General features: G+C 30.3%; 26 protein-coding genes. 9 read left to right on the top strand and 17 right to left on the bottom strand.

Annotated elements, in window-relative coordinates; translation table 11 throughout:
• Positions 1 to 122: 122 nt before the first annotated feature.
• Together ABWO04_RS04500 and ABWO04_RS04495 are read left to right on the top strand one after the other, a co-directional pair.
• Positions 123 to 1,223: a glycosyltransferase gene (locus tag ABWO04_RS04500; RefSeq protein WP_353077712.1), complete on the top strand. Its 1,101-nt coding sequence runs from the start codon at positions 123 to 125 to the stop codon at positions 1,221 to 1,223.
• 2 nt (positions 1,224 to 1,225) lie between these two features.
• On the top strand, positions 1,226 to 1,621 hold the full coding sequence (locus ABWO04_RS04495) for a sugar 3,4-ketoisomerase (RefSeq protein WP_353077711.1): 396 nt from the start codon (positions 1,226 to 1,228) through the stop codon (positions 1,619 to 1,621).
• Positions 1,622 to 1,699: 78 nt separating this feature from the next.
• Here the strand turns inward: ABWO04_RS04495 and ABWO04_RS04490 are convergent, their stop codons facing one another.
• Genes ABWO04_RS04490 through ABWO04_RS04470 form a run of 5 tightly spaced genes read right to left on the bottom strand, consistent with a single transcriptional unit; the run spans position 1,700 to position 5,717 of the window.
• Positions 1,700 to 2,632: a glycosyltransferase family 2 protein gene (locus tag ABWO04_RS04490; protein WP_353077710.1), complete on the bottom strand. Its 933-nt coding sequence runs from the start codon at positions 2,630 to 2,632 to the stop codon at positions 1,700 to 1,702.
• A 1-nt stretch (position 2,633) separates the two neighbouring features.
• Positions 2,634 to 3,734, bottom strand: coding sequence for a glycosyltransferase (locus ABWO04_RS04485; RefSeq protein ID WP_353077708.1), 1,101 nt, complete (start codon positions 3,732 to 3,734; stop codon positions 2,634 to 2,636).
• A 10-nt stretch (positions 3,735 to 3,744) separates the two neighbouring features.
• The gene (locus tag ABWO04_RS04480; RefSeq protein WP_291241873.1) at positions 3,745 to 4,125 is read right to left on the bottom strand and encodes a sulfite exporter TauE/SafE family protein; all 381 of its coding nucleotides are present in this window, start codon (positions 4,123 to 4,125) and stop codon (positions 3,745 to 3,747) included.
• A gap of 1 nt (position 4,126) precedes the next feature.
• On the bottom strand, positions 4,127 to 5,014 hold the full coding sequence (locus ABWO04_RS04475; RefSeq protein WP_353077707.1) for a lytic transglycosylase domain-containing protein: 888 nt from the start codon (positions 5,012 to 5,014) through the stop codon (positions 4,127 to 4,129).
• 43 nt (positions 5,015 to 5,057) lie between these two features.
• Positions 5,058 to 5,717 (bottom strand): alpha/beta hydrolase, encoded by a 660-nt coding sequence (locus ABWO04_RS04470; protein WP_353077705.1) that lies wholly within the window; start codon positions 5,715 to 5,717, stop codon positions 5,058 to 5,060.
• Positions 5,718 to 5,920: 203 nt separating this feature from the next.
• Between ABWO04_RS04470 and ABWO04_RS04465 the strand changes: the two genes are divergently transcribed.
• The 3 genes from ABWO04_RS04465 to ABWO04_RS04455 all read left to right on the top strand — a co-directional run bounded on the left by ABWO04_RS04465 (position 5,921) and on the right by ABWO04_RS04455 (position 9,458).
• Positions 5,921 to 6,211: an N-acetyltransferase gene (locus tag ABWO04_RS04465; protein WP_291241876.1), complete on the top strand. Its 291-nt coding sequence runs from the start codon at positions 5,921 to 5,923 to the stop codon at positions 6,209 to 6,211.
• 248 nt (positions 6,212 to 6,459) lie between these two features.
• Positions 6,460 to 8,559, top strand: a complete 2,100-nt coding sequence (gene ppk1, locus ABWO04_RS04460; protein WP_353077703.1) for a polyphosphate kinase 1 — start codon at positions 6,460 to 6,462, stop codon at positions 8,557 to 8,559.
• An 8-nt stretch (positions 8,560 to 8,567) separates the two neighbouring features.
• Complete coding sequence (locus tag ABWO04_RS04455) at positions 8,568 to 9,458, top strand: Ppx/GppA phosphatase family protein (protein WP_353077701.1); 891 nt, start codon at positions 8,568 to 8,570, stop codon at positions 9,456 to 9,458.
• Positions 9,459 to 9,506: 48 nt separating this feature from the next.
• Here ABWO04_RS04455 and ABWO04_RS04450 read toward each other — a convergent pair whose 3' ends face one another.
• From ABWO04_RS04450 to ABWO04_RS04440, 3 genes are all read right to left on the bottom strand, one after another.
• Positions 9,507 to 9,764 (bottom strand): DUF6952 family protein, encoded by a 258-nt coding sequence (locus tag ABWO04_RS04450; protein ID WP_353077699.1) that lies wholly within the window; start codon positions 9,762 to 9,764, stop codon positions 9,507 to 9,509.
• 77 nt (positions 9,765 to 9,841) lie between these two features.
• Positions 9,842 to 10,150: a thioredoxin family protein gene (locus tag ABWO04_RS04445; protein WP_353077697.1), complete on the bottom strand. Its 309-nt coding sequence runs from the start codon at positions 10,148 to 10,150 to the stop codon at positions 9,842 to 9,844.
• A gap of 75 nt (positions 10,151 to 10,225) precedes the next feature.
• Positions 10,226 to 10,861 carry a peroxiredoxin gene (locus ABWO04_RS04440; RefSeq protein WP_353077695.1) on the bottom strand — a complete coding sequence of 212 codons (636 nt, stop codon included), beginning with the start codon at positions 10,859 to 10,861 and terminating at the stop codon, positions 10,226 to 10,228.
• Positions 10,862 to 11,045: 184 nt separating this feature from the next.
• Here ABWO04_RS04440 and ABWO04_RS04435 point away from each other — a divergent pair, with 184 nt between their 5' ends.
• A complete protein-coding gene (locus ABWO04_RS04435; protein WP_353077694.1) occupies positions 11,046 to 12,713 on the top strand; it encodes an amino acid permease in 1,668 nt (555 codons plus the stop codon).
• Positions 12,714 to 12,728: 15 nt separating this feature from the next.
• The gene (locus tag ABWO04_RS04430; protein WP_353077692.1) at positions 12,729 to 13,394 is read left to right on the top strand and encodes a DUF2461 domain-containing protein; all 666 of its coding nucleotides are present in this window, start codon (positions 12,729 to 12,731) and stop codon (positions 13,392 to 13,394) included.
• Positions 13,395 to 13,461: 67 nt separating this feature from the next.
• Here the strand turns inward: ABWO04_RS04430 and ABWO04_RS04425 are convergent, their stop codons facing one another.
• Entirely contained in the window at positions 13,462 to 15,627 is a 2,166-nt protein-coding gene (locus ABWO04_RS04425) for an endonuclease MutS2 (RefSeq protein ID WP_353077690.1), read from the bottom strand.
• 66 nt (positions 15,628 to 15,693) lie between these two features.
• On the opposite strand from ABWO04_RS04425, the gene ung reads away from it, so the two are divergent.
• On the top strand, positions 15,694 to 16,365 hold the full coding sequence (ung, locus tag ABWO04_RS04420) for a uracil-DNA glycosylase (protein ID WP_353077688.1): 672 nt from the start codon (positions 15,694 to 15,696) through the stop codon (positions 16,363 to 16,365).
• Here the strand turns inward: ung and ABWO04_RS04415 are convergent.
• The 8 genes from ABWO04_RS04415 to tsaD form a co-directional block, all read right to left on the bottom strand.
• Entirely contained in the window at positions 16,337 to 17,305 is a 969-nt protein-coding gene (locus ABWO04_RS04415; protein WP_353077686.1) for a transglutaminase, read from the bottom strand. The two genes, ung and ABWO04_RS04415, sit on opposite strands and share 29 nt — an antisense overlap.
• An 80-nt stretch (positions 17,306 to 17,385) precedes the next feature.
• Positions 17,386 to 18,237: a substrate-binding domain-containing protein gene (locus ABWO04_RS04410; protein ID WP_353077684.1), complete on the bottom strand. Its 852-nt coding sequence runs from the start codon at positions 18,235 to 18,237 to the stop codon at positions 17,386 to 17,388.
• Between the two features lie 73 nt (positions 18,238 to 18,310).
• Positions 18,311 to 19,177: a nucleoside phosphorylase gene (locus ABWO04_RS04405; RefSeq protein ID WP_353077682.1), complete on the bottom strand. Its 867-nt coding sequence runs from the start codon at positions 19,175 to 19,177 to the stop codon at positions 18,311 to 18,313.
• A 95-nt stretch (positions 19,178 to 19,272) separates the two neighbouring features.
• Positions 19,273 to 19,605, bottom strand: a complete 333-nt coding sequence (locus ABWO04_RS04400) for a translation initiation factor (protein WP_291241889.1) — start codon at positions 19,603 to 19,605, stop codon at positions 19,273 to 19,275.
• A gap of 59 nt (positions 19,606 to 19,664) precedes the next feature.
• Positions 19,665 to 20,618: an isopenicillin N synthase family dioxygenase gene (locus ABWO04_RS04395; RefSeq protein WP_353077680.1), complete on the bottom strand. Its 954-nt coding sequence runs from the start codon at positions 20,616 to 20,618 to the stop codon at positions 19,665 to 19,667.
• A 70-nt stretch (positions 20,619 to 20,688) separates the two neighbouring features.
• Positions 20,689 to 21,330, bottom strand: coding sequence for a DUF4159 domain-containing protein (locus tag ABWO04_RS04390; protein WP_353077678.1), 642 nt, complete (start codon positions 21,328 to 21,330; stop codon positions 20,689 to 20,691).
• On the bottom strand, positions 21,323 to 22,027 hold the full coding sequence (locus tag ABWO04_RS04385; RefSeq protein WP_353077676.1) for a 16S rRNA (uracil(1498)-N(3))-methyltransferase: 705 nt from the start codon (positions 22,025 to 22,027) through the stop codon (positions 21,323 to 21,325). Before ABWO04_RS04385 ends, ABWO04_RS04390 begins: the two co-directional genes overlap by 8 nt.
• Positions 22,028 to 22,031: 4 nt before the next feature.
• Positions 22,032 to 23,066, bottom strand: coding sequence for a tRNA (adenosine(37)-N6)-threonylcarbamoyltransferase complex transferase subunit TsaD (tsaD, locus tag ABWO04_RS04380; RefSeq protein ID WP_353077674.1), 1,035 nt, complete (start codon positions 23,064 to 23,066; stop codon positions 22,032 to 22,034).
• A 104-nt stretch (positions 23,067 to 23,170) separates the two neighbouring features.
• On the opposite strand from tsaD, the gene ABWO04_RS04375 reads away from it, so the two are divergent.
• Positions 23,171 to 23,692 (top strand): DUF748 domain-containing protein (locus ABWO04_RS04375; protein WP_502903963.1); only part of this gene is annotated, 522 nt, incomplete at its 3' end.

Genomic DNA, 23,692 nt, shown 5'->3' with positions numbered 1-23,692 from the left:
TTTAATAAATGTCATATATTTAGGCCTATTATTGTTGTTCAAATATACAAAGTATTTATAAATTTAAAGAATGACAACCATAGTTTATTGAATATTTTTATATTTGTTAAAAACTATAACTTTTGAGTCAAAAATCTCACAAATTAAAAATTTGCTTGGTTACCGTAACGCTTTCTGATGGAGGTGCCGAACGCTGTGCAGCATTATTATCCAACTATTTTGAAAATAAAGAGACTGAAGTATATCACGTTGTGTTTTCAGGAAAAGTAGATTATAATTATTCTGGTAAATTATTTCATTTAGAGCATTTAAAAGATAAAAGAAATAGTTGGTGGAGTAGAAGTAAACGATTTTTTGCCTTGAAGCAATTTTTTGACACCAATCATTTCGATTATGTAATTGACTTTCGAACCAAAGAGTATTTTTTACAAGAAATGATTATTCACAATTTTGTGTTTCCAAAATTCATTCAAACCATACACAGTTATAAACTTAAGTCGTATGTGCCAAAAAACAAATTCTTAGCGAAATTATTATATAGAAATTGTGAGCAATTTATTACCGTTTCGAAAGGAATTTATGAAAAAGTGAGTAGTAAATATAATTTTTTGCCTACAAAATTAATTTATAACCCTATTGATTTTGAGTTGATTTCAAAGCAATCAAAACAAGAAATAGCTGACGATTTTCAATATGTTTTATCTGCTGGAAGTATGAATAAAAACATCAAGCAGTTTAATAAATTAATTGAATGTTATGCCAATTCTATGTTACCTTCTAAAAATATAAAAATACTTATTTTAGGTGAAGGCAAATTGAAAAACAAATGGATAAAATTAGCAGAAAGTTATAATTTACAAGATATGGTAATTTTTAAAGGCAACGTAAAAAATCCGTTTCGCTATTATAAAAACGCATTATTTACAATTTCAACCAGTAAATATGAAGGTATGCCAATGGTTTTGTTAGAATCTTTAGCTTGTGGCACACCAATAATTTCTTGGGATTATGCGTCAGGACCTAATGAAATTATTAATGATAAAAACAACGGATTGTTAATTGAAAATCAACATCAAGAAAAACTTATTGAGGCAATGAATCTGTTCGTAACAGATAATAATTTATATTTACATTGTAAAGAAAACGCGTTATTTAGTGTGAAACAGTTTAGCATAGAAAATATTGGTAACGAATGGTTAAATGTTTTTAAAAAACAAATATAAAAATGAACTACAAAATTATAGATATTCCAAAAATAAACAATGCAAAAGGTAATATTGGTGTTGTTGAAAATGATACGATTCCTTTTGATGTTAAACGCGTATATTATTTGTTTGATGTTCCAAGTGGTGCAAAACGAGGAGGTCACGCACATAAAAAACTAAAACAAGTTATACTTGCTATTTCGGGAAGTTTTGATGTGGTTTTGAAGGATGGAAAATCGAAAGAAATTATTACGTTAAACAGGCCTGATAAAGGTTTGCTAATTGAAAATAATATTTGGCGCGAATTAGAAAACTTTTCTTCGGGTTCGGTGTGTTTGGTGTTGGCTTCAGAAGAATTTTCGGAAGCGGATTACATCAGAAATTACAAGGATTATTTGAGCTTTTTGAAAGATTAATTTTTGTCATTCTGAACTTGTTTCAGAATAATTAAGCAACCTTATCTGAAGCGAAAATTATTTCTTTACTGCTATGTATTAATACGTACTTGTTTTTATACCTAATTTTAACAAAAACGACTTCAATTTATCCAGCAAATTTAAAACAAATCGAGGCATTTTTAAAAGAACATTTTGTTTCCAATTTAAGTTTTTTGAATCAATATTCGCAATCATTTTTTTCCAACGTAAATCGTTGTTTTTCTTCAAGCGTTTTCCTAAAACATATCGTTCGAAGTCGAGATATTTTTTTAAATCAGAATTTGTTTTTGCCCAATTTTCATAAGTATCAAAATCAGGAATGGTTTTATGTAATATAGAACTTTGTGTAAGTTGGTTTTGGGTTTGCATAAAATAACTCATCTGTACCGAGTTTTCATACGCTAATTTAAAATTGTAATTGGCTCTAATGTTAAAATCTAAATCTTCTGAAAATCCAATATCTTCGTTATAATACCCAATTTTTTCAAACACTTCTTTATGAAAACATACAGAACCGTGCGTGTAAATTCCTTGTTTTAGATTTATTTTGAAAAAATTAATATAACCTTTAAAATCTATCGGTAAAATTTCAGAACCATTGTGTGGATTTTTAATTACAGCACCCCAAATTTCTTCATAATTTGTACCAAAAATTCGCGCTTCTGGAAAATTTTGAATTAATTGAAAGATACTTTCTAAAAAATTAGGTTTCCATAAATCATCTGCATCTAAATAGGTAATGTAATTGCTATTTGTGTTTTTAATTCCAGTATTTCTTGCGGCAGCCAACCCAGCATTTTTTTCATGATGAATAATTTCAACCGTATCTGAAATATATTTAGAGGCAATTTCTACACTTTTATCAGTAGAACAATCGTTTACAATTACTAAATTAAAATCCGTAAACGTCTGATTAAGAACACTTTTTATTGCGTTTTCAATATACTTTTCTTTATTATAAAGCGGAATTATTACGGTAAAAAATGCCATCTTAATCAGTTAAAATATATTGGAATACTTCTTTCCAGTTGTGTAAGTCATTACTGGTATCAAAAGGCGAAGTATTTCCTTGAAACATATGTTTTTCTTCTACAAATTCAGTAATTAGTTTTGCCAACACAGTAGCATTATTTTCATCAAAAAACGACACCTTTTCATAATTCCCACAAGCTTCTTTTGCATAGGATAAATTAGCTAAAAACATCGGTTTGTTGTATGCTTTTGATTCGGAAATTGGCAAGCCCCAAGTTTCTATTTTTGATGGAAAAAGTAAACAATCCATAGCATTATACATTGAAAGTAACTGATTTCGTTTTACTTTTCCATAAAAATGCACATTTTCTAAAAAACCATATTCTTTCACTAAAAATTGCGCGTATTTTTCTTTAGAATCTTTAATCGTTGTAAAATGAAATTGCGTCTGTTCTGAAATGTTTTTAGGCAATAATTTTATGGCTTCTAAAATAACATCATGATTTTTATAGCTTCTTGGAAAACTTGGATAAAAAAAGTGAATTTTATTTGGCTCAAATGGAAAAAAATAAGTCGAAATTTCTTCTATATATTCTGGAATGGCAACTTTTATATTTGTGATGTTAAATCGCTTTTCGAAAATTTCTTTTATCCAATGTTGTTGTACGAAAACTGTATGATTTTTTTTAATATTTATCTTAAATAAAAAATCATATAAAACGGAAAAAACGCCAATTTTATAATCAAATTTCCAATCTTTCCAAGTGGGTTTAAAAAGTGTTGTAGGGTGATGGCAATACACGAATTGTTTTTTAGCCACTACATTTGGAGTGGTATCATGAAGCGAAAACCAAATATCAGGTTGTAATTTTTTTGAAAGTTTTTTAAAATAAAAATATTCGTAATATAATCGAAACCACCAAGATTTTTTTGAGCGTGGTATTTCAATTACAGTAATATTTGAAAATTGAAATTTCGAGGCATCATGAACCAAAGCAATAATTTCAACTTCATCATTTTTAACAAAATTGGAAAGTTCTTGTAACGCATTATGAAGGATAGTGAAAATACCACCTTCAACCATGTTAATACCTGAAATTACAATTTTTTTTCTTTTCAAGGCAAATAAATTATTTATCCAAAAGCATTTTTCCTGCAATGACTAATAACACTACAGCAAAAATTTTCTTCAACATTTTTTGATCTAATGTTAAGGCAAGTTTACTTCCAAATATACTTCCAATAACAAAAAAAGCAGCAATTATGGCAGCGTATTTTATATTAATTTGACCTTCTTTATAATACGTAAAAACAGCTACTGCAGTTACTGGGACTGCCAAAACAGCCAGACTTGTGCCTTGTGCTTGGTGCTGATTAAATCCGAAAAATAGCACTAATAAAGGCACCATAATTATGCCGCCACCAACGCCAACTAATCCGCTTAGGACACCTGCTAAAATCCCGATAAGAATTAAAGACAATATTATTTGTAAGGTCATTTTACTTTTCATTTTATTTATTATATCCTTCTAATGGAATTTCAATTTCGTAAACTTTTTTTGTTGGATTGTCTAATTTTTTATCACGCAACCATTGGTTATGTGTTTTTAAAATTTTATAGTTAATCCCCTGACGTATAGCAAATGTAGACAAATTTGTGATAGTAGAGTCCACCATTATTTTTTTTGTGCTAATTTTCGGATATAAAGCTTCTTTTGGAATTAGATAGCCATATTTTTCTGGATTTTTCATAATTTCTTTCAAAGCTAAAATTCTAAATACATAACGAGAAGTTTCTTCGGTTAGCCATAAATTATAATAATCTGAAGTTTGTTGAAAATTAATGTGATTTTGTAATCCTGTCATGCCACCATTGTAAGATGCGGCAGCTACTGTCCAATTTCCGAATTTGTTTTTGGCTTTAATTAAGTATTCACAAGCAGCTTGCGTAGATTTTTCAATGTGATAGCGCTCGTCTACTTGTTCTGTTACTTCTAATTTACTTTCCTTAGCAGTTCCTGGCATAAATTGCCAAACACCTTTAGCACCAGATGGCGAAATGGCATTTATTAAGCCGCTCTCAATAACAGCTAAATATTTAAAATCATCGGGCACATTATATTTTGCAAGTATAGGTTCAATAATTGGAAACACTTTATTTGCTCTTTTTATAAGAATGGCTGTTGAAGCATTTAAATTGATATTCACTAACATTTCTCTGTCCAAACGTTCTTTTACATCTGCTTGATCAGTAGGTACTTTTTCACCACAAAAATCCATATCAGTCGGATATTCTACATGATTTTTTTTTGGCACGTTTTGGTATGAAGTAGCATAAATTAAAAATCCGCAAATAATAAACAAAGGGATTAAAATTGGTGTTTTATGTAAGTTTTTCATTTATATTCGGGTTATTTGAGAGTATTAATAACAACAAAGATATTCATTTTAAGATGAGTTTGGGCAAATTTTCATTTAACCATTTATACTTATTTACAATCATAATATGTGTACCACCTTTAACAACAATACAATTTTTAATATTAGAAATTGGAAATACCATATCATCATCACCGTGGATGTGAATTACTTTTTCATCAGGTATGCTTCTTTGCCAAAGTAATACATTTTCAATTGCCCAATCCAAATATTTTGTTTGTTTCATAAATAAATAGCGGTTATATAATTTTACGCGTTTTGCCAATAACCCCCTGCCTTTTATATATCTTGATAAATAATTTACTTGACTTAAAAGACTGGTAGGAAGTGCTTTGTATAATTTTGTAGCCTTGGCTAATTTCATATGAATTGGCAATTCCTGGTTGCTTTTTACACTTGAAATAATAATAACTTTTTGAGTTTTAATGATTTCAGACATTTCTTGTACCATTATTCCACCAAATGAAACACCTACTAATACACAATTTTCGTGTGTAATGCCTTCGCACATTCTTTTGGCGTAATTCTTTATGGTTTCGTGATGCAGAGGTAAAATCCACTCTAAATAATGCATTTCAAATTGTTCTTTGGGTAATTTTATATTTTCAAATATTTCTATACTTGCTGCTAAACCCGGAACAAAGTAAACGTGTGTTTTCGACATTAGTTTGATGATTTTGTGCCTTAAAATTATAATTTTAATTTTAAATGGGTTTCTTTTTTAGATATAAATATCAAAATTTAACAAATAATTTTCTATTGTTATGATTTTCATTTGTTTACTACTTGATTTGTCTTTATTTTTTTGTAAATTTGCAGACATTTTAACAAACAATTAAGATTTGTTAGTATTTAAAACCCAGATTTATGTTAGTTGAGGAAATTAAAGACAATGAATTATTAAGACAATTTGAAACAAAAACCGCTTGCGGACTTTTAACGATTGAATATGCCATTCAGGAGCGAAAAATATTTTTAACAAAGCTTTGCGCGAATGAAAACGAACAAGAAGAAAAAGTAAATCAATTTATAACTTCTGTGTTAGATATCGCTGAAGAACGAAAGTTTAAAGTAGTACCAACCAACACAAAAATTGTTTCTTTTTTTAGAAAAAATAAAAAATTTCAACAATTATTACCTCCAGGGATTAAAATATAATTTCAGAATTAAAACTATACTTACAGCATTAAAACTCGTTTTGATGCTGTTTTTGTTTTATAAATTCCTTTAAAAAATATAAAATTACGGATTGAATAAATGTTATATTTTCATCAAATTTTGTTAAATATCATTGAAAACAATACCTTTATGCCTAAATTTGGTAGTACATATTTTTAGTTTAAATTAATTGTAAAACCAATACTTTAGACACTATTACGTCTAATTAAACAGAATAAACAAAAAGAATGAACCCATACATAGATAGAGAAAAAAGCTGGTTAGCATTTAACGCAAGAGTGTTGCAAGAAGCCGCAGACGAAAATGTACCGTTATTAGATAGATTACGATTTTTAGGTATTTTTTCGAATAATTTAGATGAGTTTTTCCGTGTTCGTTATGCTGCAATTCGCAGAATGACATTAGAAAAAATTGATACTAAACCAATGTTAGGTGATATTTCTGCAGAACAATTGTTGAAGGATATTACAGAAATTGTAATTGAACATCAATCTGAAAGTTTACGAATATTAAACGATATTGAAAAAAAACTTGAAAAACAGGGTATTTATATCATTAATGAAAAGCAAATAAATAAAGATCAAGAAACGTTTATTAAGGAATTTTTCATTCAAAAAGTAAGTCCTGAATTAGTAACCATTATGTTAAATGATTTAGTTGAATTTCCTTTAATTAAAGACACTTCTGGATATTTAGCCGTAAAATTGGTAATGAATACTAACAAATCTGGACTAATTTCTCAATTAGTAAACGATAAAGAAATTAGATACGCCATTGTTGAAATTCCAAAAACAATTAACAGATTTGTTGTTTTACCTTCAAATTCAGATAAACAATATATTATTTTATTAGACGATGTAATTCGATATAGTTTAGACCATATTTTCAATATTTTTGACTATGAAAGTATTGATGCACATATGATAAAAATAACTCGAGATGCGCAATTGGAATTCGATTCAGACTTGAGCAAAAGTTTAATTGAAAAAATATCATACAGTGTTAAAGAACGTAGAGTAGGTGAGCCCGTACGTTTCGTATATGACCAAGCAATTGAAAAAGACACGTTAGAGTTTTTTCTAAACAGAATGAAAATTGATAGTTCCGATTCCATTATTCCTGGTGGAAGATATCATAACCGAAGAGATTATATGGATTTTCCAAATCTTGGACGATATGATTTGTTGTACAAACAAAATGTGCCATTACCCATTCAAGGTTTAAGTTTAGATGGAAGTATGCTACAAAGCATTAAAGAAAAAGATTATTTATTGCACGCGCCATATCAATCTTTCTCTTATGTTATTCGATTTTTAAGAGAAGCGGCTTTAGATCCTAAAGTGCAATCTATAAAAATTACCTTGTATCGATTGTCTAAAAATTCTCAAATAGTAAGTTCGCTTATTAATGCTGCAAAAAACGGAAAGAAAGTTACAGTTCAAATTGAATTACAAGCCCGTTTTGACGAAGCAAGTAATATTTCTTATGCCGAACAAATGCAAGAAGAGGGCATTAACTTAATTTTTGGTGTAAAAGGACTAAAAGTACATAGTAAAATTTGTTTAGTAGAAAGATTGGAAGACGATGAAATTAAGAGATACGGATTTGTTTCTACAGGAAATTTCAGTGAATCTTCTGCTAAAATTTACACCGATGTAACCTTGTTTACAAGTGATTCAAAAATTTTGAAGGATATGTCAAAAGTATTTGAATTTTTTGAAGTAAATTATAGAGTACATCGTTATAAACATTTAATTGTTTCACCACATTACACCCGTTCTCGTTTTGTTAAATTGATTGATAGAGAAATTAAAAACGCTTCAGAAGGCAAGCCAGCTTACATTAATTTGAAAATGAATAGTTTATCAGATTATAAAATGATAGATAAATTATACGAAGCAAGTAACGCAGGTGTTAAAATAAAATTGATAATTAGAGGTATTTGTTGTTTGGTTCCAGGATTAAAAAATTACAGCGAAAACATTGAAGCGATTAGTATTGTCGATAATTATTTAGAACATTCACGCGTGTTTATTTTTGGGAACAATGACAATCCTGAAGTATTTATTTCTTCTGCCGATTTTATGACCAGAAATATTGATGCTCGAGTTGAAGTAACTTGTCCAATTTATGATGAAGAAATTAAACAAGATTTAATAGATACTTTTGGTATAGGATGGAAAGCAAACGTAAAAGCGCGATTACATTCAGATAAATTTGAAAATTTATACAGAAAACGTGGCGAAGACAAAGTATTTAGAGCTCAACAAGAAATGTACAAGCACTATCAGAACAAATTGGAAGTAATACTTCCAGAAATTATATAAACACATTAATGATTCAAATAAAAAAATATGCTGCAATAGATATTGGTTCCAATGCGATGCGATTGTTAATTACTAATATTATTGAGCAAAAAGGCAAAGAAGTACAATTTAATAAAAGTGCCTTAATTCGTGTGCCAATTCGTTTAGGACAAGATGCTTTTACGGTAGGTGAAATTTCAGATGAAAATATCGACAGAATGATTGATGCTATACACGCATTTAAATTATTAATGAAAGTCTATAAAGTCGAAAAATTTATGGCTTGTGCCACCTCTGCAATGCGTGAAGCATACAATGGTAAAGAAGTTGCCGAAATCATAAAGAAAAAAACAGATATAAAAATTGAAATTATAGATGGCAAAAAAGAAGCCGCAATTATTGCTTCATCAGATTTGCATCATTTTATAAAAACAAATGAAAATTATCTTTACGTAGATGTTGGAGGAGGAAGTACGGAGTTTTCTTTGTTTTCTAATGGAAAAATGTTGGTTTCAAAATCATTCAAAAATGGTACGGTTCGAATGTTGAATAATATGGTAAACGAAGTAGTTTGGCAAGAAATTGAAAAATGGATTAAAACCAATACTGAAGGCTTAGGTAATATAATTATGATTGGTTCTGGTGGAAACATCAATAAGGCATTTAAATTATCAGGTAAAACGCAAGATAAACCATTGACATACAAGTATTTAAAATCGCAATTTGATCATATAAACGCCTTAACATATGAACAAAGAATTTCCGAATTAGGCTTAAATACCGACCGTGCCGACGTAATTATTCCTGCACTTTCTATATATTTAAGTGCGATGAGATGGAGTGGTGCGAACCATATTTATGTGCCAAAGATTGGATTATCTGATGGTGTAGTAAAAGCGATGTATTTTGACAGAATTTAAATAATTTCATTGTTATAAATAAAAAAAAACGCTCTTTTGAGCGTTTTTTTATTTGTCAATAGCGCCTAAAACGCGTTTCATAAAATCATTAAGGGCTGATTTTTTATCTTTCCCACCTTTAATCATTTTATTAACTTCAATGGCACCATACATATTTGAAATTAACTCACCAATAACATCTAATTCTTCATCTTTTAAGGATTCTAATTCTGTTAAGTGTTCTAAAACAGCTATGGTTTCAATTATATAATCGGCATCGTTTTCTTCCACAAATTGTGTCAAGTGTTTTATTACAGGTAATTTCATATTTTTTATTTGTTAGATTTTAGTCATTTTAGATTTGTAGACTTTCAAATTTTCTGGGAAGTCTAACTCGTCTAAATTTACAGTACTTGAGCTACTAATTCAGCTAAAACTTCCGCTTTATTTGTTTGTGTTTGATTTACTAAAACACCATTTTTAAAAGCAGCAAATGTTGGTAAATTATCTACATTGGCAAGTTTTCTTGATTCAGTAAATTGTTCTGCATCTACAACCAAAAAAGGAACGCTTTCATTTTCTGAAGCCATTTTTTTAAATTTTGGTTTCATAATGCGACAATTTCCACACCAAGTTGCAGAAAATTGTACCAATACTACTTCATTATTAGCTACTATTTCAGCTAAATTATCTTTTTCGATTTCTTGAAACATTTTTTCTTAGTTTAAAGTTTTATGTTTCAAGTTCCAAGTTGAATAACCTGAAACCTGAAACTTGAAACAAAATTATTAGTGTGAAGCTAAATAACTTGCTGTACTATTTCTGTCAGCACTCATAGCATCTTTTCCTTCTTCCCAGTTTGCAGGACAAACTTCACCTTTAGTTTGTACGTGTGTGTAGGCATCAACTAAACGTAAATATTCGTTTACATTTCTACCTAATGGCATATCGTTTACACTTTCGTGGAAAATTTTACCAGTTTCGTCAATTAAGTATGTGGCACGGAAAGTAACATTTGATCCAGTTAATAAATAATCACCAGTTTCTTCGTTAAATTCATCGGCTACATCTAAAATATCTAAAGCGTTTGCTAAATTACGAGTTGTATCAGCTAATAAAGGATACGTAACACCTTCAATACCACCATTATTTTTTGCTGTGTTTAACCAAGCAAAGTGCACTTCGTTAGTATCGCAAGAAGCACCAATTACAATTGTGTTTCTTTTTTCAAATTCACCTAAAGCAGCTTGAAAAGCGTGTAATTCAGTTGGACAAACAAATGTAAAGTCTTTTGGGTACCAAAATAAAATTACTTTTTTGTTGTTTTTTGTTGCTTCTTCTAATACGTTAATTCTTAAGTTGTCACCCATTTCTGAGATAGCGTCAACCGTAATGTTTGGGAATTGTTTTCCTACTAAGGCCATAATTATTTATTTTATATTAATTTTCTACTGCAAATTTACGCCTATTTTAGAACAAAACAATATGTTTTGATTATATAAATTTATTTAATAATAGATTTTGATTATCAATATTTCATATTAATAACTGAAAACAATTACAATTTAAATTCTATATTTGCTTTGCTAACCTAAATTATATTAAAAAATGAAAATTTTCAGAAAAAAATCGATTACAACGATATTAAAACAAGGCGGAGACGGAGAACATTCTGGTTTAAATAAAGTATTAACAGTAAGAGATTTAACTTTTTTTGGAATAGCTGCTATCATTGGTGGTGGAACATTTAGCGCCATTGGAAACGCTTGTTTTTCAGGTGGACCTGCCGTGGTACTTTTATATATTATGTGTGCCATTGCTTGTGGTTTTACAGCAATGTGTTACGCAGAATTTGCTTCTCGTGTGCCTGTTTCCGGTAGTGCGTATACGTATGCTTACGTTTCTTTTGGAGAACTTTTTGCTTGGATAATTGGTTGGGCATTAATTATGGAGTATTCCATAGGTAACATTTATATTGCTTTTTCTTGGAGTGGCTATTTTACCAATTTATTGGAAAGTTTTGGAATTCATTTACCAGAATGGTTGACTATAAATTATAAATCGGCACACGCCGCGTTTTTAGCAAGTAAAGGCGACGAAGGATTAGCAGCGTGGAAAAACGCTCCAATGTTAGGGAATTTGAAAGTAATTTTCGATTTACCAGCGGTGGTTATTAATATTCTAATCACTTATTTGGTTTACAGAGGTACAAAAGAATCTAAAAACTTTAGCAATGCTATGGTATATATAAAGTTAGCAATAATTGTTTTGGTAATTATTGTAGGTGCTTTTTATGTAGATATTGATAATTGGACGCCATTTATGCCAAATGGTTTTAGCGGAGTAATGGGCGGCGTTTCTGCTGTTTTCTTTGCTTATATTGGATTTGATGCGGTTTCCACTTTAGCAGAAGAAAGTAAAAATCCACAACGCGATTTACCAAAAGGTATGATATATTCATTAGTAATTTGTACCGTAGTTTTTATTGTTTTAGCGCTTGTTATCACCGGTATGGTGTCTTATGAATTGTTAGGCGTAAGTGATCCTTTAGCTGAAATTTTTGCTTTAAAAGGTGTAAAATGGATGTTGTTTGTGGTTTCAATTGCTGCTGTTGTAGCTATGACAAGTGTGTTATTGGTTTTTCAAATGGGACAACCAAGAATTTGGATGACGATGAGTCGTGATGGTTTAATGCCAAAACGTTTTTCAACAATTCATCCAAAATACAAAACACCGAGTTTTGCTACACTTGTAACAGGTTTAGTGGTAGGAATTCCAATCTTTTTTACTGATGAAAATTTTGTATTAGATTTTACAAGTATCGGAACTTTATTTGCGTTCGTATTAGTTTGTGGAGGTGTTTTAATGCTTTCTCCTCAAAGCGAAACCGAAATCGCAGAACGTGAAACTAAAGGAAAATTCAGAATTCCGTATGTGAATTCTAAGTTTATTTTTCCAGTATTAGTTGCTATTGCTACTATTTTAATCGTAAAATATGTGCCAGATTTTTTTACAAATCTTTTCGATTTTTCAATTGATAAATTAGCGACAAATATTCCAATGTTGGTTTTTATACTTGTTTGTATAGTAATGACAGTTTTATCTTTCACTAAAAACTTATCTTTAATTCCATTATTAGGTTTAATTTCTTGTTGTTATTTATTAACAGGAATGGCAGTTTCTAATTGGATGTGGTTTGGCGTTTGGTTGGTTATCGGATTGGTAATTTATTTCACATTCAGTTACAAAAACAGTAAACTAAATGATTCAATTTAATTTTAAGAACTACTTATGCTAACAAAATCAACTTTTGAATTTTTAGAGTTACTAAGCAAAAACAACAATCGCGATTGGTTTACCGAAAATAAAAAACGCTTTGAAACCGAAAATAATTTGGCAAAAGCTTTTTTTACAGAAGTCTTTACCGATTTAGAAAAAATAGATAGTTTAGAAAAAATGCAAGTGTTTAGAATTTATAGAGATGTGCGTTTTTCTAAAAATAAACTACCTTATAAAAATCATTTTTCTGTCGGATTTTCCAGAACTAAACCAATGCTTCGTGGTGGAATGTATCTCCATATTGAAAATGGCGCAAGCTTTGTTGGTGGCGGATTTTGGGAACCTAACAACGAAGATTTATTACGAATTAGAAAAGAATTAGAATTGGATGCTTCTGATTTAAGAGAAATTATCGCAGATGCAACTTTCAAAAAAATGTTTAAAACTTTGGAAGGTGAAGAATTAAAAACCGCTCCGAAAAATTTCGATAAAACACATCCAAATATTGATTTAATTAGAAAAAAGCAATATTTACTAACCAGAAAATTTTCAAACAAAGAAGTGATGTCATCAAATTTTAAAGAAGAAGTAATCGCCACTTTTGCAGCGATGCGACCTTTTTTCAATTATATGAGCGATGTGTTAACTACTGATTTAAATGGTGAGAGTCTTTATTAATGTGTCAATTTTCAATTTTTCGATGTGCCGATGAATTGACATGTTGAAGAATTATCAAATTGCCTTATTAACTTGGTTGCACGTATTCCAAGTCCTCTAAATTGGCTTTCGACATAAAAACGCCATAGTTTATTGAAACTTTATTTTTCTCGATTTTCTCAATGGTTCCGATGGCTTTACCGTCTTTCATTCGGACTCTATCGCCAACTTTTAATACAACAACTGGTTTTTCAGGTACCAATTTGGCCTTTATTTTCTTTTCTTTTTTCTCGGTACGAATTTCTTCAACCTTTACATTTACTTCAGCAATCACTTGTTTTACAACAACTTCTTTGATTTTTTTCTCTTTGGCAGAAAGTTTTTTTCGTTTCGAATTTTCAATTTCAACTACTTTTAAAAATTCGCCAATTAATGTCTTTTTGTCTTTATTGTTGAAGTATTTTTCTGCAATATCATCAATTTTTTGTCCCATATAAATCAAACGCTGATTGGCGTCATACAATTCCTGATAACGTTCTAATTTATCTTGAATTTTAACATTTATGGTTTCCATTTTCTTACTTTCCTCACGTGCCTTGCTTTCTTCTTCTTTTAATGAAACCGAAGTTTTCTCCATTTTAGAGCGTTCTTTTTGAAGCGTAGCAATGGTTTTATCAAATCGTACTTTTGTATTTTCAATTTTCTTTTTCGCACGATTAATTAATCCGTACGGAATCCCATTTTTCTGAGCTACTTCAAATGTAAACGAACTTCCTGGCTGGCCTAAATGTAATTTATACATAGGTTCCAGTGATTTTTCATCAAATAACATATTGGCATTGCTTGCAAAAGGCAATTCGCTGGCTAATATTTTTAAATTGGTGTAATGCGTAGTAATAATACCGTACGCTTCTCTGTCGTAAAATTCTTCTAAGAAAATTTCTGCTAAAGCACCTCCCAATTCTGGATCAGAACCTGTACCAAATTCGTCTATTAAAAATAAGGTTTTATCGTTACATTTTTTTAAGAAATAATTCATATTCTTTAAACGATAACTGTATGTACTTAAGTGATTCTCAATAGATTGGTTGTCGCCAATATCCGTTAAAATTCTATCAAATAAAAACGTTTCACTTCGCTCGTGAACAGGAATTAGCATTCCGCATTGCAACATCAATTGTAATAAGCCAATAGTTTTTAAGGAAATCGTTTTTCCGCCGGCATTAGGACCTGAAATTACAATAATTCTATTCGTACTTTCTAATTCAATGGTTTGAGGAAACGTGGGTTTGTTTTCAGCTTTATTATTTAAAAGTAAAATAGGATGGAAGGCTTCTCTAAAAAACAAACGCTTTTCTTCATTTATTTTGGGAAGTATTCCGTTAATTCGGTTGGCATATTTTGCTTTTGCAGCAATCACATCCATATCGGAAAGAAACTCCTGATACTGAGAAATTAAAGGTGCATAAGGACGAATAGTTGCAGAAAGCATACGTAATATGCGCATAATTTCTTCACGCTCTTCAAACTCTAAAACATTCAATTCTCGAGAATATTTTAACGTAGTTTCTGGTTCAATATAGGCAATACTTCCAGTCTTTGAATTCCCTAAAATAGAACCTTTTACTTTTTTTCGATACATCGCTTGAACCGCTAAAACCCTACGGTTATCAACAACGGTTTCCTTTATGTCATCTAAATAGCCTAATGAATTGAAGTGCGACAAGGCCATTCCAAAACTTTGATTTATTTTTCCTCGAACTACATTAATACTTCGTCTGATATTTACTAAATCGGGCGACGCATCATCTTTAATTTCTCCAAATTTATTTACAATTTCTTCAATAGATTTTGAAATATAAGGCGTAAACTCAATTTGGATAGATTTTTTATATAATTCTGGATAATAATCTGAAAATTTCTTTAAAAATTTTAAATATTCGTTGGTAGATTTACTTAAATCTAATATTTTTTTAATGGCTACTAACTCTAAGAAACTATCTTCAATAGCTAATAGTTTTAAATCAGCAGTAACCGTTTCAAAGCCGTGATTTGGCAAGGCATTGTTATTACTAAAAGAAGCAACATATTCATTCGTATACGCTAATTCTGCAAATAAAATTTCTTTACTTTTAAATGGCTGAATTTTAAGCGCTTTTTCCATTCCAATTTCTGTATTGCAACGGTCAGAAATCGTTTGTAAAACGGTATGAAACTCTAAATCTTTTAGTGTTTTTTCGGTTATTGAAATCATTTTGAAATTCTATGATGATTGCAAAGTTACAAAAGATAAAGTTTTATATTTGTAAAAACTATAAATATGCTCTATGACAATATTGATTTATCTTGGAAATCATTTTTCAAAGATGAAATTCAAAAAGATTATTTTACAAAACTAATACAAGAAGTTGAATTTGAATATGATAGTTCTATTTGTTTTCCACCAAAAGATTTAATTTTTAATGCATTTGATAAATGTAATTTGAATGATTTAAAAGTTGTTATTATTGGTCAAGATCCATATCACGGAGTTGGCGAAGCAAATGGCTTATGTTTTTCGGTAAATGACGGCATTAAAATTCCACCTTCATTAAGAAATATTTTTGCAGAAATTAATTCCGATTTTGATTCTATATTTTTACCAACAAACGGAAATTTAGAGCGTTGGGCACAACAAGGCATATTGCTTTTAAACGCCAGTTTATCGGTAAGAAAAGACGAAGCAAATAGTCATAAACACTTAAAGTGGAACATTTTTACAGACAATGTAATTAATTATATATCAGATAATTGTAATAATATTGTTTTTTTACTTTGGGGAAGTTTTGCTCAAAAAAAAGGAACTAAAATTAACAGAGAAAAACACCTAGTTTTGGAATGCGGACACCCATCACCGTTAAGTGCAAATAGAGGGTTTTGGTTTGGAAATAAACATTTTAGTCAAACCAATACGTATTTAAAATCTATTGAAAAAATGTCGATTGAATGGTAGTATTAGGTTGTTGTAAATCTAAAATACTTAACACTTCTTCACCTAAAAAGGGACCTCCAGGATAATGAGCTGTATAATCTAAATTTAACCAAATTTTTCCCTTTTCATCACGATGAAAATAAATTGTTCTTCCTTTAGAAATGTCTTTAAATAATTCATTACTAATTAGATACATAGCAGTTTCTAATTCTTTTTCAGTACCCAATAATAATTCTGGATACATATGTCTTCCTGTATGAATTAATCGCATGCTGCCTCCAATAGATTTTATTGCGGCGCACATTAAAATAGCGTGGTCATCACAATCACCTGAAAAATACAATAAACTTTCGCTACCACTTGCAAAATATTCTTGTTCTTTTGGGTCATTTACATAATTCCACCGTGAATTTACTTCTTTAAAAACCGCAAAATATTGTATTAATTTTCTGTTCACGGAATAGTAAGGGGTTTTGGTAAAATGTGTATTTATGGCGTATAAAGCAAAATTTCTGACTTTTGAATTGGCAAAATCGACACTCTTAAAAACACTACTTTTATTTGGGAAAGGTTTTAAGGTTTTTTGTTCTAAAAAGGTTTCTTCTTTCTGCATTTCATCGCTTAAAAAAATAATTTTATAAGCAGTAATTACTTGAAAAAGAGAGTAGTTGCCTTGTATAGAAGCAAATACGAATGTTATGATATAAATAGTTATAGAATATAAAACTTTTTTTCTTAACCATTTTAAAATCAATAAAAATAAAAGTAAAAGCAGTATAAAAACTATGATTTTATCGTACGGTATTTCAGCATCAAAATAATAAATATTTTTTCTGAAATAAATAAAAACAGGGGTACTGATTAAAAAAGCTAAAATTAAAAACAAGACATTTTCTCTGAACTTATTTGCGATAAGCCAAGACGATATTTTATCAAAAAAAGAGGTTAAAAAAAATGCCATTTTTAGAAATAGAGAATTTCTTTTTATTTAGAATTCAAAAGTAGTTAAAATTGAAGCAACAATATAATTTGATTTGTTTTTTATATGTTTTTAACTATCTGGTTAAAATCGACTTTTTTAGAAATAATATTCAACTCAAAAAGTTGGTTTTGAACGATTTGAACTGTTTTTTCATCTAAATTTTTCTGACTCCATTGGGTTTGACTTAACCATTGTTGAATGTCTTCTACTTTTTGCCCATATCTTGAAGCCAGTGTTCTATCGATGCTTGGAATGTATTTGAATTCTTCAGTTGTAGCGTTTATTATTTCTAAAATTAAAGCCATTACAGATTTGTTTTCGACTAAAAATTCATTTCTAACAGCAATTACAAAACAAGGCCAAGGAGTAGGGCATTCGCCAACACGCTTGAACGTTCCACTATCTACTAAAGGTTTTGTGGTGTATTTTTCCCACATAAAATAATCTGATTTTCCTTCAGAAAGACTTGCAATTGCTCCGTCTAAATTATTTACGATTTCAAATGGAATAGCACTAATGTTCCAGTTGTTTTTTTCTGCATTTACAAAACTCATTAAATGGGAACCAGAACCCAATCGGCTTATAGCTGAAATTTTATGTTCTAAATCTGAAACCGAATTATATTTGGCTTTTCCATCTACGTGAATTCCCCATATTAAGGGTGATTTCACGAAAACTTGCACAATTGAACTGTGCGGATTTTCAGTTAGTTCTTTAATAATTCCTTCCGTTAAAATAATGGCAATATCGGTTTCATTATCACGCAACATTTGGCACATTTTTCCAGTCCCCTCAGGCACGTCAGTCCAATGCAAATCGATTCCAGCTTCATTGAATTCGCCATTTTCAATGCACATATGCCAAGGCAAGTTGAAATGTTCGGGTACGCCTGCTATTTTGACTTGTTTCATATTTTGGGTATAAGGTTTTGGGTGATGGGTTTAAGGGTAATGGCTTTAAGGATTTAATTAAATCTGTGTTGATTTACCCAACCAATTTATCCAATGTATAAGCAATTAACTCATTTACCGTTTTTTCTGGATTCGAACTAAATTCGCCTACGGCTCTGTTTGCAATAATTGCATTTAACGACAAACAATTATGACCTAATAATTTGCCTAAACCATAAATAGCTGACGTTTCCATTTCTAAATTCGTCATGCGTGTTCCGTTATAATTAAAAGTATCCATTTTGTGATTTAATTCAGGATCTTGAATATTTAATCGTACTACACGACCTTGAGGTCCGTAAAATCCGCCAGCAGTTCCTGTGAATCCTTTATGAAATTTTTCCGAATAGATTTTGTTTTCTAAGGTTTCATTACAAGACAACACTGTTGGTCTACCTTTTCTTGTATCCCAATTGGTGTGTGAAATAAACGCATCTTCTAATTCCGAATCAGAATGTTCTTCAATTAAATAGGAGCGAAGCATATTGTCCAAACCAATGGCGTATTTACTCATTACCCAACTATCCACAGGTATATCAGCTTGTAACGAGCCAGAGGTTCCAATTCTAACGATGTTTAAAGCTGTATGATTTGGTTTAAGTTCTCTTGTGTGTAAATCGATATTGACTAACGCGTCAAGTTCATTCATTACTATATCAATATTATCAGGACCTATTCCAGTTGACTGAACCGAAATACGTTTGCCTTTATAAATTCCAGTTTCTGTTTTAAATTCTCTTTTCTGAGTTGAAAATTCTATAGTTTCAAAATGTTTTGTAATTTTTGATACACGTTCTGGATCGCCAACAAAAATAATATCAGAAGCAATTTGTTCTGGTTTCAAATTTAAGTGATAAACACTTCCGTCTGGATTTAATATTAATTCTGATGATTTTATCATTTTTCTAAATTGTATATTGTAATATGTATACTGTATAATGATTTTGAAAATGTGGTTACAATATACATTTTACAATTTTCAGTATACAAAAAAAACTATCCGCCAACACGTTTGGTTTTAAAGCCTTTGTCTTGAAGCATTTTCATTATTTTATCTCTGTAATCGCCTTGAAGGATAATAGCGCCGTCTTTAAAACTTCCACCCACACTTAATTTTGTTTTGATTTCTTTGGCTAGAACTTTAAAATCTTCATCCGTTCCTTCGTAACCTTCAATTATAGTGGTGGCTTTTCCTTTTCGTTTTTCATATTTACAAATCATAGGTTCTTTTTGAACATACAATTCATGCGGCATAACCTCTGTTTCTTCTGGTTCATTTGAAGGAATATGGTCTGGAAATAGGTTTTTTAGTTGGTCTTGTAAATCCATTTTTTGTACGCAGATTAAACCGAATCGCAATAGCGAAACGTTAAGTAAAACTGTTTTTTTTATTTTTTTATTAATCCTAATTCTACCAAACGTTCGTGCAAAAATACGCCTGCAGTTATGTTTTCAAATAGTTTTGGATTTTTTTCATCGACACATTCTGGTAAACAATCTAATTTCATATCACTTACCGGATGCATGAAAAAAGGAATAGAATATCGTGAAGTTCCCCATAATTCTCTTGGTGGATTTACTACTTGATGAATCGTAGATTTTAATCGGTTATTGGTATGGCGCGATAACATATCTCCAACATTTATCATTAATTCATCTGGTTGCGCCATAGCATCAATCCATTGCCCATCGTGGTTTTGAACCTGAAGTCCTTTTCCTTGAGCACCCATTAATAAAGTAATTAGGTTTATATCTCCATGCGCAGCCGCACGTACAGCACCGTCTTTAGGTTCATCAGTAATTGGGGGATAATGTATGGGTCTTAATATGCTATTTCCTTCAGAAATGTAAGCATCAAAATAAAATTCATCCAATCCAATAAATAACGCCAAAGCACGAAGTACATATATTCCTGTTTTTTCTAACATTTGATAGGCTTCTTTTCCGGTGCTATTAAAATTAGGCAATTCAGAAACTGATACATTTTCAGGATATTCGTTAGCGTATTTTGAATTCGAATCTACATATTGACCAAAGTGCCAAAATTCTTTTAAATCTCCAGCAGAACGTCCTTTTGCATGTTCTTTTCCAAACGAAACATAGCCTCTTTGTCCTCCAATACCAGGAATTTCATATTTTTCTTTTGTTTCAATAGGTAAACTGAAGAAATTTCTGACTTCGCTATACAGATTTTCAACTAAATTGTCATCTAAAAAATGACCTTTTAAGGCTACGAAACCAATCTCTTCGTAGGCTTTTCCGATTTCATTTACAAATTTTTGTTTACGTGCCGGATCTTCCGACAGGAAATCACGTAAGTCTACACTTGGAATTTTTTGCATGATAAAAAATTATTTGTTTTCCCAACTCATTTACCGGCTGGAATTCTTACTCTAACAAAGATAAAAAAAATTAGTTAGAAAAAACATAATTCAAGATATTTGCTCCCATTTTTAGGGCTTTTTCTCTAACGTTTATAGGGTCGTTGTGTACTTCTTGATTTTCCCATCCGTCACCTAAATCACATTCAAAAGTGTATAAAAGCGCCAGTCTGTTTTCAATAAAAATACCGTATGCCTGAGGTTGCTTGTTATCGTGTTCATGAATTTTTGGTAATCCATTTGGAAAAGAATAAGGCGTTTGGAAAATAGCATGTGTTTTAGGAATTTCAACTAAAGCGGTATTTGGGAAGAGTTTTTTTATTTCTTTTCTTATATATTCATCCATACCATAGTTATCATCAATATGTAAAAAACCGCCTGAATTTAAATAATTTTGAAGATTTTCAATGTCGTTATTACTAAAAACCACGTTTCCGTGTCCAGTCATATGAACAAATGGATACAAAAACAATTCAGCACTTCCGACATCAACGGAATTGACTTTAGGGTTTAATTTAGTTTTAATATTTTGATTGCAAAATTTCACTAAATTAGGCAAAGAAGTGGGATTGGCATACCAATCGCCACCGCCAGAATATTTTAAAACGGCAATATCTTGAGAAAATCCTAAGTTCCAAACTAGTAAAATTCCAAAAGTTATAAATTTATTCATTTTGAATTACAATTGTATGACAAGCTACTAAAGCCGCAGTTTCCGTTCTTAATCTTGTGTTTCCCAAAGTTACAGGAATAAATTCATTTTCAATAGCCATTTTGATTTCTTTTGTAGAAAAATCACCTTCGGGTCCAATTAAAATAATGATAGGATTATCTTTTTTAATTTCTTTAGCAAAAGATTTTTTATCTGTTTCTTCACAATGGGCGATAAATTTTTGACCTGAATAATCTTTTTTAAGAAATTCGGATAAAGTAATAGCCTCGTTTATTTTTGGTAAATAATACTGATTAGATTGTTTTGTAGCCGATTGAATTATTTTTTCTGCTCTGTCTGTTTTGAATATTTTTCGTTCAGAATGTTCGCAAATAATAGGTGTTATTTCATGAACGCCAATCTCAGTAGCTTTTTCTAAAAACCATTCCATTCTGTCGTGCATTTTAGTAGGAGCTACAGCAATATGTGTATAAAAAGTGGTAGGTTTAAAAAAGGATTCTTCTACAATTTTTACTTCACATTTTTTTTCTAAACCTAAAATTATTTCAGATACAAATAAATATCCTAATCCATTAGTAATATGAATTTTATGACCTTCTTGTTTGCGCAAAACTTTAATTATATGTTTGCTTTCTTCTTTATCAAAAGTAAACGTTTTATCGCCGGATTTTATATCGGAATTATAGAATAATTGCATAATTTTAAAATTCAATTCTTGCTTTAGAAACGACGTCAGCTGTGCTGAAATTTTCTTCTAAAAAGTTATAATAACCTACAATTCCAATCATTGCAGCGTTGTCTGTTGTGTATTCAAATTTTGGAATATACGTTTTCCAACCGTATTTTGATTCCGCTTCTTTTAACGTATTTCTTATACCTGAATTTGCCGAAACCCCACCACCAATAGTAATTTGTGTAATACCAGTTTCTGATACAGCTAATTTTAACTTATCCATCAAAATTTCTATAATAGTATGTTGTATTGATGCACAAATATCATTTAAATTTTCAGTGATAAAATGTTCGTTTTCTGTTAATTTTTTCTGAATAAAATATAAAATTTGCGTTTTTAAACCACTAAAACTAAAATCCAAACCTGGTACTTTTGGCTTGGTAAAAACAAAGGCTTTCGGATTGCCTAATTGTGCATACTTATCTATCAAAGGTCCGCCAGGATAAGGAAGTCCTAGTATTTTAGCACTTTTATCAAATGCTTCACCAACCGCATCATCTGTAGTTTCGCCAATAATTTCCATTTCAAAAAAACTGGAAACTTTTACAATTTGTGTATGACCTCCAGAAATGGTTAAAGCAATAAATGGAAAACTTGGTTTTTCGTAGCCTTCTTCATCAATAAAATGCGCTAAAATATGTGCTTTCATATGGTTAATTGCCACTAAAGGAATTCCTAAACCAAGACTTAACGATTTAGCAAAACTTCCTCCAACTAAAAGCGAACCCATTAAACCAGGGCCTTGAGTAAAGGCAATGCAATTTAAATTTTCTTTTGTAATTCCAGCTTTTTTAATTGCCATTTCCACAACCGGAACAATATTTTGCTGATGCGCTCTTGATGCTAATTCGGGAACCACACCGCCATATTCTTCATGAACTTTTTGTCCTGCCACAATATTAGATAACACTTTGTCATTGCACAAAACAGCTGCAGAGGTATCGTCGCAAGAGCTTTCAATTGCTAAAGTGTATATATTTTTCGAATTTGTTAGGTTAGGCATGAATTTTGGTATAAAAGTATTGTATAAGTCTTACAAAATTGCTTATTTTTGTTGCTATTAGCAAATAAAAATAGATTTGTTTTGCAAAATTAAATAAATAAAATATTAAATCAGTAAAAAAAATAGCGGTTCGTTCCTTAATTGGAATGGTACTTTTTGTGCTTTTAGTAGCTATACTATTAGCATTACCTGTTGTGCAAACAAGGCTGGGAAAATACGCTACAGATCTGCTGAAAAAAGATTTTGGTGTTTCTATTACTATTGAAAAAGTGGCTATTAATCCGTTTGGAGGTGTTAAACTGAAAGGGGTTTTGGCTTTAGACCATCATAACGATACGCTTTTTCATTTTAACCGAATTCATACTTCTATTTTAAGCTATAAAAAATTATATGAAAAAGGGCATCCTTATTTGGGCGACTTGCAAGCCGATGAATTAAACCTGAAGATAATTCAATATAAAGGAGAAAAAGACACTAATTTAGACAAGTTTGTAGCTGCTTTTGATGATAATCCTCCGAAACCTTCTACTGGAAAATTCAGATTAAAAATAAATTCTATTTCCCTACAAAATAGTCGATTTAGGTATATTGATGAAAATTTAAAAACGCCTAAAGTTTTAGATTTT

The organism is Flavobacterium sp. (assembly GCF_040382755.1).
In the GTDB taxonomy this organism is placed as follows: Bacteria; Bacteroidota; Bacteroidia; order Flavobacteriales; family Flavobacteriaceae; genus Flavobacterium.
Note: the sequence above shows the minus strand (reverse complement) of the source record. Positions and strands in the feature narration are given on the sequence as shown.

What these genes read in the sequence shown, in the direction of transcription:
- ABWO04_RS04495 (WP_353077711.1), top strand. Translation starts at nt 1,226, where the DNA reads ATGAACTACAAAATTATAGATATTCCAAAAATAAACAATGCAAAAGGT.
- ABWO04_RS04490 (WP_353077710.1), bottom strand. Translation starts at nt 2,632, where the DNA reads ATGGCATTTTTTACCGTAATAATTCCGCTTTATAATAAAGAAAAGTAT.
- ABWO04_RS04480 (WP_291241873.1), bottom strand. Translation starts at nt 4,125, where the DNA reads ATGAAAAGTAAAATGACCTTACAAATAATATTGTCTTTAATTCTTATC.
- ABWO04_RS04475 (WP_353077707.1), bottom strand. Translation starts at nt 5,014, where the DNA reads ATGAAAAACTTACATAAAACACCAATTTTAATCCCTTTGTTTATTATT.
- ABWO04_RS04470 (WP_353077705.1), bottom strand. Translation starts at nt 5,717, where the DNA reads ATGTCGAAAACACACGTTTACTTTGTTCCGGGTTTAGCAGCAAGTATA.
- ABWO04_RS04465 (WP_291241876.1), top strand. Translation starts at nt 5,921, where the DNA reads ATGTTAGTTGAGGAAATTAAAGACAATGAATTATTAAGACAATTTGAA.
- ppk1 (WP_353077703.1), top strand. Translation starts at nt 6,460, where the DNA reads ATGAACCCATACATAGATAGAGAAAAAAGCTGGTTAGCATTTAACGCA.
- ABWO04_RS04455 (WP_353077701.1), top strand. Translation starts at nt 8,568, where the DNA reads ATGATTCAAATAAAAAAATATGCTGCAATAGATATTGGTTCCAATGCG.
- ABWO04_RS04450 (WP_353077699.1), bottom strand. Translation starts at nt 9,764, where the DNA reads ATGAAATTACCTGTAATAAAACACTTGACACAATTTGTGGAAGAAAAC.
- ABWO04_RS04445 (WP_353077697.1), bottom strand. Translation starts at nt 10,150, where the DNA reads ATGTTTCAAGAAATCGAAAAAGATAATTTAGCTGAAATAGTAGCTAAT.
- ABWO04_RS04440 (WP_353077695.1), bottom strand. Translation starts at nt 10,861, where the DNA reads ATGGCCTTAGTAGGAAAACAATTCCCAAACATTACGGTTGACGCTATC.
- ABWO04_RS04435 (WP_353077694.1), top strand. Translation starts at nt 11,046, where the DNA reads ATGAAAATTTTCAGAAAAAAATCGATTACAACGATATTAAAACAAGGC.
- ABWO04_RS04430 (WP_353077692.1), top strand. Translation starts at nt 12,729, where the DNA reads ATGCTAACAAAATCAACTTTTGAATTTTTAGAGTTACTAAGCAAAAAC.
- ABWO04_RS04425 (WP_353077690.1), bottom strand. Translation starts at nt 15,627, where the DNA reads ATGATTTCAATAACCGAAAAAACACTAAAAGATTTAGAGTTTCATACC.
- ung (WP_353077688.1), top strand. Translation starts at nt 15,694, where the DNA reads ATGCTCTATGACAATATTGATTTATCTTGGAAATCATTTTTCAAAGAT.
- ABWO04_RS04415 (WP_353077686.1), bottom strand. Translation starts at nt 17,305, where the DNA reads ATGGCATTTTTTTTAACCTCTTTTTTTGATAAAATATCGTCTTGGCTT.
- ABWO04_RS04410 (WP_353077684.1), bottom strand. Translation starts at nt 18,237, where the DNA reads ATGAAACAAGTCAAAATAGCAGGCGTACCCGAACATTTCAACTTGCCT.
- ABWO04_RS04405 (WP_353077682.1), bottom strand. Translation starts at nt 19,177, where the DNA reads ATGATAAAATCATCAGAATTAATATTAAATCCAGACGGAAGTGTTTAT.
- ABWO04_RS04400 (WP_291241889.1), bottom strand. Translation starts at nt 19,605, where the DNA reads ATGGATTTACAAGACCAACTAAAAAACCTATTTCCAGACCATATTCCT.
- ABWO04_RS04395 (WP_353077680.1), bottom strand. Translation starts at nt 20,618, where the DNA reads ATGCAAAAAATTCCAAGTGTAGACTTACGTGATTTCCTGTCGGAAGAT.
- ABWO04_RS04390 (WP_353077678.1), bottom strand. Translation starts at nt 21,330, where the DNA reads ATGAATAAATTTATAACTTTTGGAATTTTACTAGTTTGGAACTTAGGA.
- ABWO04_RS04385 (WP_353077676.1), bottom strand. Translation starts at nt 22,027, where the DNA reads ATGCAATTATTCTATAATTCCGATATAAAATCCGGCGATAAAACGTTT.
- tsaD (WP_353077674.1), bottom strand. Translation starts at nt 23,066, where the DNA reads ATGCCTAACCTAACAAATTCGAAAAATATATACACTTTAGCAATTGAA.